Origin of the sequence: Bradyrhizobium sp. PSBB068, assembly GCA_016839165.1 — a bacterium.
In the GTDB taxonomy this organism is placed as follows: Bacteria; Pseudomonadota; Alphaproteobacteria; order Rhizobiales; family Xanthobacteraceae; genus Bradyrhizobium.
The window spans coordinates 2,984,206-3,000,255 of record CP069300.1; the positions used below are offsets into that span (position 1 = coordinate 2,984,206).

Annotated in this window: 15 protein-coding genes and 1 pseudogene; 3 read left to right on the forward strand and 13 right to left on the reverse strand. The window is 65.9% G+C overall.

All coding sequences use genetic code 11. The annotated features are described in order from the left end of the window. Positions 1-48: 48 nt before the first annotated feature. Positions 49-1,431: a ribosome biogenesis GTPase Der gene (der, locus tag JQ507_13720; protein ID QRI72455.1), complete on the forward strand. Its 1,383-nt coding sequence runs from the start codon at positions 49-51 to the stop codon at positions 1,429-1,431. A gap of 8 nt (positions 1,432-1,439) precedes the next feature. Continuing rightward, positions 1,440-2,678: a TCR/Tet family MFS transporter gene (locus tag JQ507_13725; protein QRI72456.1), complete on the forward strand. Its 1,239-nt coding sequence runs from the start codon at positions 1,440-1,442 to the stop codon at positions 2,676-2,678. An 18-nt stretch (positions 2,679-2,696) separates the two neighbouring features. Here JQ507_13725 and JQ507_13730 read toward each other — a convergent pair whose 3' ends face one another. After that, on the reverse strand, positions 2,697-3,338 hold the full coding sequence (locus JQ507_13730) for a glutathione S-transferase family protein (GenBank protein ID QRI72457.1): 642 nt from the start codon (positions 3,336-3,338) through the stop codon (positions 2,697-2,699). A gap of 89 nt (positions 3,339-3,427) precedes the next feature. Then, positions 3,428-3,820: a nuclear transport factor 2 family protein gene (locus JQ507_13735; GenBank protein ID QRI72458.1), complete on the reverse strand. Its 393-nt coding sequence runs from the start codon at positions 3,818-3,820 to the stop codon at positions 3,428-3,430. 110 nt (positions 3,821-3,930) lie between these two features. On the opposite strand from JQ507_13735, the pseudogene JQ507_13740 reads away from it, so the two are divergent. Beyond that, positions 3,931-4,180, forward strand: a pseudogene (locus JQ507_13740) (TetR/AcrR family transcriptional regulator). A 471-nt stretch (positions 4,181-4,651) separates the two neighbouring features. On the opposite strand, the gene JQ507_13745 reads toward JQ507_13740, so the two are convergent. The 11 genes from JQ507_13745 to alr all read right to left on the reverse strand — a co-directional run bounded on the left by JQ507_13745 (position 4,652) and on the right by alr (position 16,049). Continuing rightward, on the reverse strand, positions 4,652-5,878 hold the full coding sequence (locus JQ507_13745) for an ABC transporter substrate-binding protein (protein QRI72459.1): 1,227 nt from the start codon (positions 5,876-5,878) through the stop codon (positions 4,652-4,654). Positions 5,879-6,028: 150 nt separating this feature from the next. Next, positions 6,029-7,165, reverse strand: a complete 1,137-nt coding sequence (locus tag JQ507_13750; protein ID QRI72460.1) for a hypothetical protein — start codon at positions 7,163-7,165, stop codon at positions 6,029-6,031. A gap of 243 nt (positions 7,166-7,408) precedes the next feature. Further along, the gene (locus JQ507_13755) at positions 7,409-8,149 is read right to left on the reverse strand and encodes an SDR family NAD(P)-dependent oxidoreductase (protein ID QRI72461.1); all 741 of its coding nucleotides are present in this window, start codon (positions 8,147-8,149) and stop codon (positions 7,409-7,411) included. 89 nt (positions 8,150-8,238) lie between these two features. Beyond that, complete coding sequence (locus JQ507_13760) at positions 8,239-8,382, reverse strand: hypothetical protein (GenBank protein ID QRI72462.1); 144 nt, start codon at positions 8,380-8,382, stop codon at positions 8,239-8,241. A 12-nt stretch (positions 8,383-8,394) separates the two neighbouring features. Further along, a complete protein-coding gene (locus JQ507_13765; GenBank protein ID QRI73327.1) occupies positions 8,395-9,936 on the reverse strand; it encodes an amidophosphoribosyltransferase in 1,542 nt (513 codons plus the stop codon). A gap of 34 nt (positions 9,937-9,970) precedes the next feature. Continuing rightward, on the reverse strand, positions 9,971-10,606 hold the full coding sequence (locus tag JQ507_13770) for a CvpA family protein (protein QRI72463.1): 636 nt from the start codon (positions 10,604-10,606) through the stop codon (positions 9,971-9,973). A 187-nt stretch (positions 10,607-10,793) separates the two neighbouring features. Further along, complete coding sequence (gene radA, locus JQ507_13775; protein ID QRI72464.1) at positions 10,794-12,275, reverse strand: DNA repair protein RadA; 1,482 nt, start codon at positions 12,273-12,275, stop codon at positions 10,794-10,796. Positions 12,276-12,374: 99 nt separating this feature from the next. Beyond that, entirely contained in the window at positions 12,375-12,848 is a 474-nt protein-coding gene (locus JQ507_13780) for a hypothetical protein (GenBank protein ID QRI72465.1), read from the reverse strand. Between the two features lie 112 nt (positions 12,849-12,960). Continuing rightward, entirely contained in the window at positions 12,961-13,686 is a 726-nt protein-coding gene (locus JQ507_13785; protein QRI72466.1) for a sulfite exporter TauE/SafE family protein, read from the reverse strand. A gap of 278 nt (positions 13,687-13,964) precedes the next feature. After that, on the reverse strand, positions 13,965-14,735 hold the full coding sequence (xth, locus tag JQ507_13790) for an exodeoxyribonuclease III (GenBank protein QRI72467.1): 771 nt from the start codon (positions 14,733-14,735) through the stop codon (positions 13,965-13,967). 30 nt (positions 14,736-14,765) lie between these two features. Beyond that, entirely contained in the window at positions 14,766-16,049 is a 1,284-nt protein-coding gene (gene alr / locus JQ507_13795) for an alanine racemase (GenBank protein QRI72468.1), read from the reverse strand. Position 16,050 lies beyond the last annotated feature (1 nt).

Below are 16,050 nucleotides of genomic sequence, written 5' to 3' on the forward strand. Positions count from 1 at the left end.
TGCCTCATTTTCATTGACGTGCGCCGCGCCGCGGCGCCTGGATCATCCATGTCTTTTACCATCGCCATCATCGGCCGGCCCAATGTCGGAAAGTCGACGCTGTTCAACCGGCTGGTCGGCCAGAAGCTAGCGCTGGTCGACGACGAGCCCGGCGTGACGCGCGACCGACGCGAGGGCCAGGCCAAACTCTACGACCTCGACTTCACCATCATCGACACCGCAGGCCTCGACGAGGGCGCCAAGGGCTCGCTGACGGCGCGGATGCAGGAGCAGACTGAAACCGCGATCGAGCTCGCCGACGCGCTGATGTTCGTGATCGACGCCCGCGTCGGCCTGACCCCGACCGACCGCGCCTTCGCCGACTTCGCCCGCAAGGCCAACAAGCCGGTGGTGCTGGTCGCCAACAAGGCCGAAGGCAAGCATGGCGAGATCGGCGCGATGGAGTCCTACGCGCTCGGGCTCGGCGATCCCGTGCAGATCTCGGCCGAGCACGGCGAGGGCATGGGCGATTTGCACGAGGCGCTGAGTGCGCTGGTGCCCGAGACACCAGGGGAAGACGACGAGGTCGAGGACGACGAGGACATCTCCGAGGAGGAGGCCGCGCAGCGCCCGATCCGCGTTGCCATCGTCGGCCGGCCCAATGCCGGCAAGTCGACGCTGATCAACCATCTGCTCGGCGAGGAGCGGTTGTTGACCAGCCCCGAGGCCGGCACCACGCGCGATTCCATCGCGGTCGAGATCACCTGGCAGGGCCGGCAGTTCCGGGTGTTCGACACCGCCGGCCTGCGCCGCCGCTCGCGGATCGAGGAGAAGCTGGAGAAGCTCTCGGTCGCCGACGCGCTGCGCGCGGTGCGCTTCGCCGAAGTCGTCGTCATGATGATGGATGCGCAGAACAAGTTCGAGGAGCAGGACCTGCGCATCGCCGACCTGATCGAGCGAGAAGGCCGCGCCATCGTGCTCGCGGTCAACAAATGGGACCTCGTCGAGCGCAAGCCCAACCAGATTTCGCAGCTGCGCACCGATGCCGACCACTGGCTGCCGCAGGTCAAGGGCGCGCCGATCGTTGCCGTCTCCGGCCTGATGGGCGAGGGCATCGACCGCCTGATGATTGCGATCCAGGAGGCCTATGCGGTCTGGAACCGGCGCCTGCCGACCTCGGCGCTCAATCGCTGGTTCGAGCAGGCGATCCAGGCCAACCCGCCGCCGGCGGTCTCGGGGCGCCGGCTGAAGCTGAACTACATCACGCAGGTGAAGGCGCGCCCGCCGAGCTTCGTGCTGTTCTGCTCGCGTGCGGATGCGATCCCGCGATCCTATCTGCGCTATCTCATCAATTCGCTGCGCGAGACCTTCGACCTGCCAGGCACGCCGATCCGGATCACGCTGCGTGAGAAGGCCAACCCGTTCGCCCACAAGCGCAAGCGTCCGTCGTGAACGGAGACGTGGGGGCTGAAACGGCCACCGCCGCCGGTCCGCAACCGCGCCGCGGCGCGGTGGTCTTCATCTTCATCACTCTGCTGCTCGACATGCTGGCGCTCGGGATCATCGTGCCGATCCTGCCCAAGCTGATCGAAGGCTTCGTCAGCAACGACACCGCCAACGCGGCGCGCATCTTCGGCCTGTTCGGCTCGATCTGGGCGCTGATGCAGTTCGTCTGCTCGCCGATCCTGGGCGCGCTGTCGGATCGCTTCGGCCGCCGGCCGGTGGTGCTGCTGTCGAATTTCGGCCTCGCCGCCGACTATGTGCTGATGGCGCTGGCGCCGAACCTGATCTGGCTGTTCATCGGGCGGGCGATCTCGGGCATCACCTCGTCGAGCATCTCGACCGTATTCGCCTACATCGCCGACGTCACCGCGCCGGAGCAGCGCGCCGCGATGTTCGGCAAGATCGGCGTCGCGTTCGGCGCCGGCTTCATCATGGGGCCGGCGCTGGGCGGCCTGCTCGGCGAGATCGATCCGCGGCTGCCGTTCTGGGCGGCGGCGGGCCTGAGCTTCGTCAACGGACTCTATGGCCTGTTCATCCTGCCGGAATCGTTGCCGGTGGAGCGGCGCGCGCCGTTCAAATGGAAGAGCGCCAATCCGATCGGTGCGCTGCGTTTCCTGCGTTCGAACCGGACGCTCGCCGGGCTGTCGCTGGCGACGTTCTTCGGCCAGCTCGCCCATGTCGTGCTGCCGTCGGTGTTCGTGCTCTACGCCACCTATCGCTACGGCTGGGACACCGGCACGGTCGGCGCGACGCTGGCGCTGGTCGGCCTCTGCGGCATGATCGTGCAGGGCGCGGCGATCGGCCCGATCGTGCGGCGGCTCGGCGAGCGCAACGCGCTGTTCCTCGGGCTCGTTTGCGGCGCCCTGGGCTTCGTGATCTTCGGCGCGGCGCCGTCGGGCCAGCTGTTCTGGATCGGCATTCCCGTGATGGCGCTGTGGGGGATTTCCGGCGCCGCGACCCAGGCGCTGACGACGCAGCTCGTCGCCGCCGACCAGCAAGGCCAGTTGCAGGGCGCGACCTCGAGCGTGCAGAGCATGTCGGAGTTGCTCGGCCCGTTTTTATTCACGCTGACGTTTGCCTATTTCATCGGCGACGACGCGCCGCTCAAGCTGCCCGGCGCGCCGTTCTATCTGGCCGGCGCGCTGCTGCTGCTGGCGCTCGCCATTGCTGCGCGGGCGACGAGGACGACCACTTAGCTAGGTGGTGCACCCCCGCTACAATCCCGGCGATCGCGCCGCCCAAGCCTTGGTGGCCTGGCAGCTTTCCATCGCCCTGACATAGGCAGGGCGCGCCGTCGTGCGGGCGAGATAGTCCCGTTCGGCAGGACCAGGGACGTAATGGCCAGTGCGCAGGCCGAGCAGCAAGGCGTAGCTCACCGAGATATCGGCGGCCGTGAAGCGATTGCCAGCGAGATAAGGGCAATCGGCGAGGCGGCGGGTCACCAGACCCAGCCGGCTCTCGAAGGTCTCGAGGGCCCAGCGGGTCACCCGGACGTCTCGCTCGGCCTCGGGCGCCAGGTTGCGACCGACAATGACGCCGTTCATCGGCCCAGCGAGCCCGGCCTCGCCCAAATGGAGAAATTGCAGATAGGAAGCGAAGGCGGGCTCGTCCGGTGCGACCGCAAGCGAAGCTGAGTCGTGGCGGGCGAGCAGGTACTGAAGAATCGCGACCGACTCGACCATGATCGTCTCGCCGTCCTGCAGGACGGGAATGAAGCCGGCGGGGTTGATTGCGAGGAAATCGCGATCATGCTCGACCGCAAACAGATCGACTGGGCGCAGCCGGTAAACCAATCCCAATTCCTCGAGCAGCCAGACAACACGGAAGCCGCGACCTTCGCCATAGACGGTGAGCATCGTTGAGTATTCCTGGATTGGGTTAGATATACCAACTCGTAGGGGTCAGCCCGTCGAAGCGGGTGCTTCCCGTTTGATGGGTTCGCGATCTAATCCGTCGCCGGCACCGAATGGTGCTCATGCGTGATGCGCCATTCGCCGCCGACCTTGCGCAATCCGATCGTCAGCCTGAACTGGAACGTGGCGTCGGGCGGGCCGCACCGCATCACCATCACCGCGAACGCCACGTCATCGCCGGCCGTGATCGCGATCTCCTCGATATTGAAGGCGTGGGACGGGCGGTAACAGCTGTAGAACAGGTCCCACGTCTTCCTGTACGCGTCCAATCCGCGCGACTGCAACGGCGGCGGAACGTCGAACATCACGATATCCTGATCGTGATGGGCGAGAATGCCCGGATAGTCCTGTCGGCGGACCGCGGCCGCCCAGGCGTCGATGAGTGACCTGATTTCGGTTTCCGCCGTCGGTTTCTGCTGTGTCATCGCTTGCGGGTTCCAAGTTGATGTGGATCGATGCTTCGAGGACGAATGCGACTGCGCCGGTCCGACACAAGCGGACAGGCCGCCTCGATGACGATTGCGTTATCTTGGCTATTTACAAACCATCCGATAATCCTTCCCGCTTGGAACGCTCCCGCAAGGCCGCGCTCGATGCTGCCATCACCATCGTGACGCGCGACGGGTCGGGATGCCTGACGCCGGATGCGATCGCGCGCGAAAGCGGGCTCAGCAAGGGCGGCGTGATGCATCAGCTCCGCATCAAGGAAGCGGTGCGGCGCGCCTCTTCTCGAACAGCGGATGACGCATTTCGAGGCGTTCTCGAACCGCTACCTCGAGAAGGTGCGCGCACGCGCCGCAAAGTCGGCCTCGGCGCGCATGCGGAGCCGAACTTCTCGACCTGGAAAACGCAACGCCGTCCAAGCGGAATATGATCGCTTGGCGGCGTTGGATCGGCACCGGGCCCCTGAAATCCCCCGGCAATCGGTCCGGTATCACAAGAGATATCTCGGGTTTGTGACAGCGCGGGGCCGTCATTCGCGAGGCCGCCCCGACAGGCTTCCCCCGGCGCGCCTTTCCCCGGCGTTTCGGCCCCCGAATTTTCTGACGAGTTTCCCAGCGATGGCCCAACTTTACAAACCGCCTGGCGACAAGGAATGGGCGGCGTTGCCCGCGCAGGCGAAAGCGAAGTCGGCGGCGAAGTGAGAGAGTCGGGTGGGCAAAGAGCAAGCGTGCCCACCATCGCGAGCACGCCGCAAATGGTGGGCACGGGGCTGGCGCGCCTTTGCCCACCCTACGATAGTTACGATAGCTCGCTTACTTCTTCACCAGCGGACAGTCGCTGGCCTCGAGCGGCTTGGCGGCGTCTTCCGGCGAGATGGTGGCGATCAATTTGTAATAGTCCCACGGATATTTCGACTCTTCCGGCTTCTTCACCTCGAACAGGTAGGCCGGGATGATGCGGCGGCCGTCGATCCGCAAGGGACCCTTGCCGAACAGCGGGTCGTCGGTCGGGATCTCCTTCATCTTGGCGACGACCTTGGCGCCGTCATGGGGATTGACGCCCATCGCGTCGAGCGCCTTCAAATAATGCAGCACGCCGGCATAGACGCCGGCCACCGTCATCGACGGCATCGAGCCCTTCGGCGAGACCTTCTGGAAGCGCTTCGACCAGGCGCGGGTCTGGTCGTTCGCGTCCCAGTAGAACGACTCGGTGAAGGTCAGGCCCTGGGCGATCTTGAGGCCCAGCGCGTGCACGTCGTTGACGAACAGCAGCAGCGCCGCGAGCTTCTGTCCGCCGGTGGTGATGCCGAATTCGGACGCCTGCTTGATCGCATTGGTGGTGTCGCCGCCGGCATTGGCGAGGCCGATGACCTTGGCCTTGGAGGCCTGCGCCTGCAGCAGGAACGAGGAGAAGTCGGCGGTGTTGAGCGGGTGCTTGACGCCGCCGAGCGACTTGCCGCCGTTGGCAGTGACGACCGCCGTGGTGTCGCGCTCCAGCGCATGGCCGAAGGCGTAGTCGGCGGTGAGGAAGAACCAGGTATCGCCGCCGGCCTTGGTCAGGGCCTGGCCGGTGCCGTGGGCCAGCATATAGGTGTCGAACGTGTAGGAGATCGTGTTGGCGTTGCAGGCCTTGCCGGTGAGATCGGCAGTGGCGGCGCCCGAGTTGAGCACGATCGAGTTCTTCTCCTTGGCGAGGTTGCTCACCGCCAGCGCAACGCCGGAGTTCGGCGTATCAGTGATGATGTCGACCTTCTCGTTGTCGATCCAGTTGCGCGCGATGTTGACGCCGACGTCGGGCTTGTTCTGGTGATCGCCGCTGACCACCTCGATCTTCCAGCCCTTGGCGCGGAGGCCGGAATCCTCCACCGCCATGTTGGCCGCAGCCACCGAGTTCGGGCCGCCGATGTCGGCATAGAGGCCCGACATGTCGTTCAGCACGCCGATCTTGACGTTCTTGTCCTGGGCGAAGGCAGGGGTTGTAAGGCCGAGTGCAGCGCAAGCAAAAAGCACGGCGTGGCGCCGCGCGAGCGTCGTCGTCATCAGACATTCCCTCCACTGTGATTTTTCCGGACGGCCCTCTTGCGGGGCCTCGCGCCGGTCGTTCGAGTTCCCGCTTACCCTGTCCGGGCGGACGCGGCAATCCGCATAAAGCCGGATGAACTGCGTCCAAGCGTCATCCTTTGGTCATCTCTACTTCAGCGCGTCCGAGGTCAGCTTGAACTTCTGGATCCGCTTGCCCTCGACCTCGCCGGTGTAGACATTGCCCTTCTGGTCGACCGCCATGACATGGAGCAGGGCGAATTGCCCGGCATTGCGGCCGCTATGGCCGAAAGTGCCGACCACACTGCCGTCGTCGCGCTTGAGCACGCGGATCTCGTTGTTGGCGCCGTCGGCGTTGAGCAGATAGGTCTGCTTCGGATCGGGCCACAGCGCGAGATCGAACACCGCGCCGTCGCCGCGGGTGTTCTTCTCGTAGAACCATTCCCTGACAAAGGTGCCGTTCTTCTGGAACACCTGGATGCGGTCCTGGCTGCGGTCACAGACATAGACCAGCCCGTCATTGGCGATCTTGATGCAATGCACGGGATTGCCGAACTGCTCCTGCACCGCGGCGCTCGGATCGTATGGCGGCTGCTTGTCGTCGGTGGGCAGCTTGCCATAGCCGCCCCAGTGCCGCTTGTAGGCGAGCGTGGTGGCGTCGAACACGATGACGCGGCGGTTGCCGTAGCCGTCGGCGATGTAGAGTTCGTTGGCATCCTTGTCGATCGCCATCTCGGCGGGGCGGCCGAGCTGCGTGGTGTCGTTGCTGTTGGTGCGGGTTGCGATCTTGCCGATCTGACCGAGATATTTGCCGTCGAGCGTGAACTTCAGGATTTCGCTGTCGTCATCGGCATTGCCGCCGATCCACACGAAGCCGCGCTCGTCGACCTCGATGCCGTGCTCGCGGCCGACCCATTGATAGCCGTCGCCGGGGCCGCCCCACGATCGCAGCAGGTTGCCGTCGACGTCGAACTCCAGCACCGGCGGCGCCGCTACGCAGCATTTCGCGCGCGGCGGCGTGAGGCTCGCCGCCTTCTCGCCGTCGGTCAGCGAGCGTGGCCGGTGCACCACCCAGATGTGGCCCTGCCAGTCGACGGTGATGCCGCCGACCTGGCCGATGATCCAGTTGTTGGGCAGTTGCTTCGGCCATGACGGGTCGACCGCGAAGGTCGGGACGTCGCCCGCCCGGGCGGGCGCGGGCGGCATGAGAAGCGCTGATGATGCGATGCCGGCGGAGAGAAACAATCCAGTGAGAATGGAGCGCGCGCGATTGAACGTCGGCGTCATGATGCCTCCCGAGATTTTTCTTGGCGGTGGTGCCGCTGGGAGGGCAGTCAATCGCGGGGCGGGGACGGAGTCAATTGCATGGCAGAGGCAAGCCGACGCGTCACAGGTGTCATCGCCCGCTCGACCGGGCGATCCAGTACGCCGTGGCCCATCGGCTCAAGCACGGACGTCTCTGGAATACTGGATCACCCGCTTTCGCATGCGCGGGTGATGACAGTCGAAGGCGCGCTCGCTGTAACCGACTCACGCCGGCGGCTGAAATGTCCGCAGCGTGCGTGCCTTGTAGTCGTAGAGCTTGCCGGTTTCGGTCCACTCCGGCGAGCACATCGGGACGATGAATTCGGCGGCCATGTCGGGCGTATCGAGCGTCATCGGGTCTTCGCCGGGAAATACCTGCGCGCGCATCCGGGTGCGGATCGGGCCGGGGCTGAACAGATTGACGCGCAGCGCCGTGTTGGCGGTCTCGTTGGCCCAGGAGCGCACCAGCGCGTCCAGGGCGGCCTTCGAGGCGGCATAGGGCCCAAGATAGGCGCTGGCCTTGTGCGCCACGCCCGAGGTCACGAACACCGCGCGGCCGGCGTCGGACTGGCGCAGCAGCGGGTCCATGCAGCGGATCAGCTGGAAGTTGGCGGTGACGTTGATCGCCATCACGTCGTTCCACGGCTTCAGCTCGATATGGCCGAGCGGCGACGACGGTCCGGCCGTGCCGGCATTGCCGACCAGGATGTCGAGCTTGCCGTGGCGCTCATGCAGCGCGAGCCCGAGCCGCGCGATGCCCTCGTAATCGGTCAGCGACAGCGGCACCAGCGTGGCGCTGCCGCCGTCCTTGCGGATCTCGTCGTCGAGCTCTTCCAGCCCGCCCTGCGTGCGCGCCACCGCCACCACATGCGCGCCGGCTTTTGCAAGGGCGACTGATGTCGCATAGCCGATGCCGCGCGATGCGCCGGTCACGAGGGCAATCCGGGAGGCGAGGGGTTTTGTCATGTCTGTCTGTCCGCGTCTTTGCCGGGGGTATTACAGACAGAAATGGCCGGGACAAGCCCGGCCATGATGAATTCCAACACCACCGAAGCTCACAAACCGCCGCCTTGATCCATATTGGCGCTGTTGGTCCCGTTGCCCGAGCTGTCGGGTGTCACCTTCATGCCCTGGCGGAAGGCAAATACGATGAAGCCAACCAGCAGCACCCCACAGAGAATGCCGATGATCGGTTGCATGGCCTTGTTCCGTCAGCTGGCCTCCGCCAGCAGCGAGAGCTGGCGCGGCGAGGGCTCGGTCTCGCTCTGGTCGGTGAGATGGGTCGGATAGGCGCCGGTGAAGCAATGGTCGGCGAACTTCGGGCTGGCGGGATCGCGTCCCTCATAGCCCATCGCGCGGTACATGCCGTCGATCGACAGGAAGGCGAGCGAGTCGGCGCCGATGATGTCGCGCATTTCCTCGAGCGAATGGGTCGCAGCCAGCAGGCCACCGCGATCGGGGAGGTCGATGCCGTAATAGTCGGGATAGAGGATCGGCGGCGAGGCGAGGCGGAAATGCACCTCGCGGGCACCGGCGTCGCGCATCATGCGCACGATCTTCTTCGAGGTGGTGCCGCGCACCAGGCTGTCGTCGATCAGGATGATGCGCTTGCCCTCGATCGCGGCGCGGTTGGCCGAATGCTTCATGCGCACGCCGAGCTCGCGCACGGTCTGGGTCGGCTGGATGAAGGTGCGGCCGACATAGTGGTTGCGGATGATGCCGAGCTCGAACGGCACGCCGGAATACTGGCTGTAGCCGACCGCGGCGGGCACGCCGGAATCCGGCACCGGCACCACGACGTCGACCTCGGGATGGCTCTCGCGCGCAAGCTGGGCGCCGAACGCCTTGCGCACGTCGTAGACCGAGCGGCCGCCGACGATCGAATCCGGCCGCGCGAAATAGATGTATTCGAAGATGCAGGGCCGCGCCGGCTTCGGCGGGAACGGCTTGTGGCTGTGCGCGCCTTTCTCGTCGAACACGATGATCTCGCCGGGCTCGATGTCGCGGACGTATTTGGCGCCGATCATGTCGAGCGCGCAGGTCTCCGAGGTCAGGATCGGATGGCCGTCGAGATCGCCGAGCACGAGCGGTCGGATGCCGAGCGGGTCGCGCGCGCCGACCAGCTTCTTGTTGGTCAGCGCCACCAGCGCATAGGCGCCCTCGATGGCGCGCAGCGCCTCAATGAAACGATCGATGAAGCGGGTGCGCTTGGACTGCGCGACCAGATGCAGGATCACTTCGGTGTCGGTGGTCGACTGCATCAACGCGCCGCCCTTCACCAGCTCGCTGCGCAAGGTCAGGCCGTTGGTCAGGTTGCCGTTGTGGCCGACCGCGAACCCGCCGGCATTGAGCTCGGCGAACAACGGCTGCACGTTGCGCAGGCCCGTGCCGCCGGTCGTGGGATAGCGGACGTGGCCGACCGCGGCGCTGCCGGGCAGACGATCGATCACCTCACGGCGGGAGAAGGCGTCGCCGACCAGGCCGAGGCGGCGTTCACTGTGGAAGCGGCTGCCGTCGAACGAGACGATGCCGGCGGCTTCCTGGCCGCGGTGTTGCAGAGCGTGCAGGCCGAGCGCGGTGATCGCGGCGGCCTCGGAGTGGCCGAAGATGCCGAACACGCCGCATTCCTCGCGGAGCGTGTCGCCATCGAGATCGGGGTGGTAACGGAAATCGTTGTCCCGGAGATGTTCCTGCAATTCCGTCGGGCCGAGGTCGAGATCCATCTGGTCGGCATGATCGGAAGGGGTTTGCATCTCGTTCATCGCCTCTCGTAAGGGCCCAAATAAGTTATCGGCCCGCGGGTTTCTCGATCAGCTTTTTCAAGCTGTCACGCGCAGGTTTGCTATAGCCATCACCCGACGCCGGCGTCGCCTGATCGTTGGTATCGGCCGCAGAATCGTCGTCTGGCTTATTCTTCTTGAACTTCTTTAAGATGGTGTTCTCGGGGTCGTCAGGCAAGAGCGACATCAGCCAATCCCCGGTTCCCTGCAGCACCACCCGGGACTTCGCCCCCGTGACCCAGTCGGGCCGCTGCTTGTCGGGAACCAGCCAGGTGAAGAACATGAACGCCACGACCACGATCAGCAGGCCGCGGGCGAGGCCGAACAGGAAGCCGAGGGTGCGGTCGAGCGCGCCGATCCGGGAATCCAGGATCATGTCCGAGATCCGCACCGTGATGATCGAGACCACGATCAGCGTGCCGATGAACACGCCGGCGACCACGACCACGGCGGCGACCGTGTCGTTATTGAAGTAAGTCTTGGCGGTGGGCAGCAGCTTCGAGAAAGCATACAGCGTGACCAGCGCGGCGGCGCCCCAGGCCGCGATCGACAGGATCTCGCGCATGAAGCCACGCACCATGGCAAGCAGGCCCGAAATCAGCATCACGCCGAGCAGGACGAGATCGAGTATCGTTATGGGCATCGGCTGGTCAGGTCCGCTGGTGCGTTTCGGTACGCTGTTAAGGGCTTACGCTGTTAAGGGCTCTCGCGAATCGGCGTCTCGGTGCCGTCCTAACTGAGGCGCATCGGGGGCATCCGGCAAGGCCGGAGCGCCGCCTGTCCCGCGCGGCGGATGTATAGCGGCGGGGCGCTGTTACGTCACGCCCGCTTTAGCTGGTCTCGCGACGGAATCGGGCCGGTGTGGCATTTTTCTCAACGGCATCAGTGCCCCCCGAGGCACCTTGGTCGCCTCTCGGCGTAGCCCGGCCGCCGCGAGGCGTCCCGCGCGCGGCAATTTCGGCCACCAGCGTGGTCAGATTGCCGACGGTGTTGAGCGTGAGGGCGGCGTCGCCGCCGCCATCGCCGCGGGCCGATTCGGGCAGAATGGCGCGGCCGAAGCCGAGCTTGAGCGCCTCCTTGAGCCGGGCCGGGGTCTGCGCCACCGGGCGGATCGCGCCGGACAGCGAAATCTCGCCGAAATAGACCGCGTCGGTCGGCAGCGGCGCATTCACCAACGAGGACACCAGCGCGGCGGCAGCGGCGAGGTCCGCAGCCGGCTCCTGGATGCGCAGGCCGCCGGCGACGTTGAGATAGACGTCATGTCCGGACAATTTGACGCCGCAATGCGCTTCCAGCACCGCCAGCACCATCGATAGCCGGCTCGGGTCCCAGCCGACCACGGCGCGGCGCGGCGTGCCGAGCGAGGTCGGCGCCACCAGCGCCTGCAGCTCGACCAGCACCGGGCGGGTGCCCTCGATGCCGGCGAAAACCGCCGTGCCGGGACTGCCGAGCTCGCGTTCACTGAGGAACAGTTCGGAGGGGTTGGTGACCTCGCGCAGGCCGAGCCCGGTCATCTCGAACACCCCGATCTCATCGGTCGCGCCAAAGCGGTTCTTCGCCGAGCGCAGGATGCGGAACTGCTGCGAGCCTTCACCCTCGAACGACAGCACCGCGTCAACCATGTGCTCGACCACGCGGGGGCCGGCGATCTGGCCGTCCTTGGTGACATGGCCGACCAGGATGATCGTTGCCCCCGTCTTCTTGGCGAAACGAATGAGCGCCTGCGCCGAGGCGCGGACCTGGGTCACGGTGCCCGGCGCTGATTCCACCGTGTCGGTCCACATGGTCTGGATCGAATCGATCACGATCAGCCGCGGCACCGCGCCTTCCGACAGCGTCGAGACGATGTCCTCGACCGAGGTCTCGGACGCCAGCTGCACCGGCGCATCGGCGAGCCCGAGCCGCTCGGCGCGCAGCCGCACCTGCGCGACCGCCTCCTCGCCCGAGATGTAGACCGCGCGATGGCCGGCGCGCGCCATCATGGAGGTCGCTTGTGTAAGGAGCGTCGATTTGCCGATGCCGGGATCGCCGCCAACCAGCAGCACCGAGCCGCGGACAAAGCCGCCGCCGGTGACGCGGTCGAGCTCGGTCATGCCGGACGACAGCCGCGGCGCGTCCTGGGTCTTGCCGGACAGCGATTCCAGCGCAAACGTCCGTCCCTTGCGCTTGCTGCGGATCGAGACCGGCACCGAGCCCGTGGTGTCCTCCTCGGCCAGCGTGTTCCACTCGCCGCAGGAGTCGCATTTGCCCTGCCAGCGATTATACGCCGCGCCGCAGTTCTGGCAGACGAAGGAGAGGGTGGATTTGGCCATGGGGGAGAGCTCGATTCCGTGTCTCCTCCATAGCACGGATCAACAGGGCGCAACGTGCGACGGCGCAGCCGTGCCCTGGCATGTTCGGTCAAAATCGAGTCAGTCGGCCGGCGCCGGTCGCTGCTTCAAGACCCGCACCGCGATCGAGGGGGCAGGCCAGAGTTGCAGCCGGTAGTGATCGTCTCCCTCCAGTCCGTCCTCCGACAGCGTATCGAGCGCGCCGTACGAGACCCGCAGCCGGTAGGTCCCCGGAGCGACGTCGATGCGCGCGGCATCGGGGAAGTAGTCGGTGCAACCGGCAATCGCGATGCGCCCCGATGCGACGTCCAGGCTGGCTTCGACGATGTGATCCCAGCCGGCGGAGTCATCGTCCGGCTCGCGTTCGAGGATCTGCACGGAGACCGGGACATGCATGTTCCGCGCGGTACCGATCCTGACGATGCCCGATCCTGCTGCAAGCATCCGGTCGGTCGTCTCCGGCGTCCACTCCGCTGAAAGCTCGTCGGCTGTGGATTCATCCTGGATGTAGAATTGGGAGTAGTCGGCGAACAGCGAGAGTTCGAGAGATTTCATGATTCAGTTGCGCCTTGGTGGAACAGTCTATCGGTAGCGTTGAAAAGTGACAATGGTTCGCGTGTTGCCGCTTCCTTGGTTCAGCCGGACGTGGCGTTCGTGGGGCAGTCCTCTAATGCGCGGCCGCCGACCACAGCAGCGCAGTGCCCGCCGCCAGCATGATGCCGTCCATGATCAGGCGGAACGCCTCCGGCTTCATCTGCAGCACGAAACGCTTGGCGATGAAGGCGCCGGCCATCAACGAGGCGCCGGCGATCAGGCCTTTCAGCGCGATATCAGGCGTCAGCGCGCCGAAGCGTTCGAACGTCACCGACTTGCTGACATAGAGCCCGAGCGAGCTTGCCGCTTCGGTGGCGAGGAAGGCGCCCTTGTCGAGGCCGTAAAACAAGAATAGCGGCACGCTGAGCGGGCCGGTCGAGGCGACGATGCCGGTGAGATAGCCGATGAGCGCGCCGCCGATCATCAGATGCCAGAGACTGGCCTTGAGTTTGTGTTTGGCCAGCCAGTGCCGCACCGGCACCATTGCGATCAGGAACACGCCGATCGCGATATCGACCGCGCGCGAGGGCAATGCGAGCAGGGTGCGCGCGCCGAGGGCGGCGGCCGGAATGCCGGTGATCGAGTAGGCGAGGCAGGCGCGCCAGTCGACCTCGCGCCACCACGCCAGGATGCGCGACAGATTGGCCATCACGGCGGCGACCGCCATGATCGGCACCGCCTGCTTCGGCCCGTACTGATACACCAGCACCGGCATCAGCATGATCGACGAGCCGGTGCCGACGATGCCTGAGATGGTGCCGGCGACCAGGCCGACGACGAGGACGAAGAGGAAGCCCACCTGCGCGCTCCGGTGAGGTGCGATAGACGAAATGTAAAACTCGGGCGCATCGCGCGCGATTGCGGATTTTTGTCCCGCGGTTGCGCAACATACTCGCTGTCGTCCTGGCGAAAAGCCAGGACCCATTACCCCAAACATTAGGCGTTGTACGACGCTGGAGCCACGATCCCATTTACAATCAAATGCGGTGGTTATGGGTCCTGGCTTTCGCCAGGACGACGATGGTGTGTGCACCGTGACCCCGAACGCTGATTGTTACGAGGCTTGGCAACCACCGATCACTTCAACATCACCCACGCCGGCGCATGATCGCTGGCACCTTCCTCGCCGCGGATGTCGCGGTCGACGCCGGCTTTCTGAAGCCGCGCCGCGACCTGTGGACTGAGCAGGAGATGATCGAGCCGCAGGCCGGCATCGCGCGGCCAGCGCTGGCGCTTGTAGTCCCAGAAGGTGAACATCGGATCATCCGGATGCAGCGTGCGGATCGCATCGCACCAGCCCTGGTCGACCAGCGCCTTGAACGCGGTGCGGCTCTGCGGCTGGATCAGCGCGTCCTTGTCCCAGGAGCGGGTCGGATAGATGTCGAACGGCGTCGGCGCGACATTGTAGTCGCCGGCGAGCACCACCGGCACGTCCTGCTTGAGCAGCTTGGCGGCATGCGCACGCAGCCGCTTGAACCAGGCGAGCTTGTAATCGAATTTCGGTCCGGGCTGCGGATTGCCGTTCGGCAGATAGAGGCTGGTCACGACGATCCCGCGGACCGCGGCCTCGATGTAGCGCGCCTCGTGATCGGCGGCGTCGCCGGGCAGGGCGGTGCGGATCAGCACGGGATCCGCCTTGCGCGCGAGGATGGCGACGCCGTTCCAGGTCTTCTGGCCTTGCCACACCGCGCCGTAGCCGGCTTGCTCGATCGCGGCTTGGGGAAACTCGGCGTCGCTGGCCTTGAGCTCCTGCAGGCTGACGACGTCGGGCTTGGCCGATTTCAGCCAGCGCAGCAGGTTCGGCAGCCGGCGGTTGACGTTGTTGATGTTGAATGTCGCGATCTTCATGCGCACTTGCAGTCGCGACCGGCCATGTCGTCAGGTGGACGGAAGTGGCGGCGGTGCCGCCGCGGGCGCGGCTGTCGGCAAGGTCGGCGGTGCGGCTTGGGCCGCGGCCGGCTCGTTCTTCTCGGCGACGCTGTCGCTCGCCGCGACCGCGTCGCCGCCCTTGTAGATGCGCACGAAGCGGCGGCCGAGGCTGGTCAGCACCTCGTAGCCGATGGTGCCGAAATGATGCGCGAGCTCGTCGACAGTGATGCCTTCGCCGATCAGCGTCACCATGTGGCCGCGCCGGACCGCATTCTTGTCGAGGTCGGTGACGTCGACCGCGATCAGGTCCATCGAGACCCGGCCGGCGATCGGGCAACGCTTGCCGGCGACCACAACCTCGGCACCACGGGTGCCGTCATTGGCGCTGGCGGCGCGGAAATAGCCGTCGGCATAGCCGGCCGCAATGATCGCAAGCCGGGTCGGCCGCCGCGCGGTCCAGGTGCCGCCATAGCCGACGGTCTCGCCGCGATCGATGTTGCGGATCTGCACGATGCGGGCCTTGAGGTCGACCACAGGCTGCATCGGGTTGTCGGCCTCCGGCGTCGGATTGACGCCGTAGAGCGCGCAGCCCGGCCGCACCATCTCGAACTGGAACTGGGCGCCGAGAAACACGCCGGAGGAGTTCGCCAGCGAGGCCGGCACGCCGGTGAACAGGCTCGCGATCTCGCGGAAGCTCGCCAACTGCTTTGCATTGGCGGGATTGTTGAGAAGCTCGGCGGAGGCGAGGTGGCTCATGACCAGGGTGATGCCGTGGTCGCCGGCATTGATGCGAGGGATGATGCCCTGCGCCTCGCTGACCGTGAGGCCGAGGCGGTTCATGCCGGTGTCGATATGGATGGCGGCGCCGCCGGACCAGCCGGAGCGGCGGCAGAACACGTCCCATTCGGCGAGCTCGTTGAGATCGCCGATCACCGGCTTGCAGTCGATCTTGGCGTAGGCGTCGCCGGTCTGCTGGAAGAAGCCGCCGAGCGCATACACGGTTGCCTGTGGAACGGCCGCGCGCACCACGGCGGCCTCCTCGACGGTGGCGACGAAGAAGGTCTTGCAGCCGGCCTTGGCCAGCGCCCGCGACACCTGCTCGGCGCCGCAGCCATAGGCGTTGGCCTTGACCACGGCGGCGCATTCCGCCGGTACCGCGGTCTTCTCGAGTTTGCGCCAGTTGGCGATGATGGCGTCGAGGTCGACGGTCAGGATGCCGGTGGCGGTCGGATAGGCCGCCAGCAGATTGGCTTCAGGCGTCAGCTGCGATTTCGCGTCGGTCACGATGTTCATG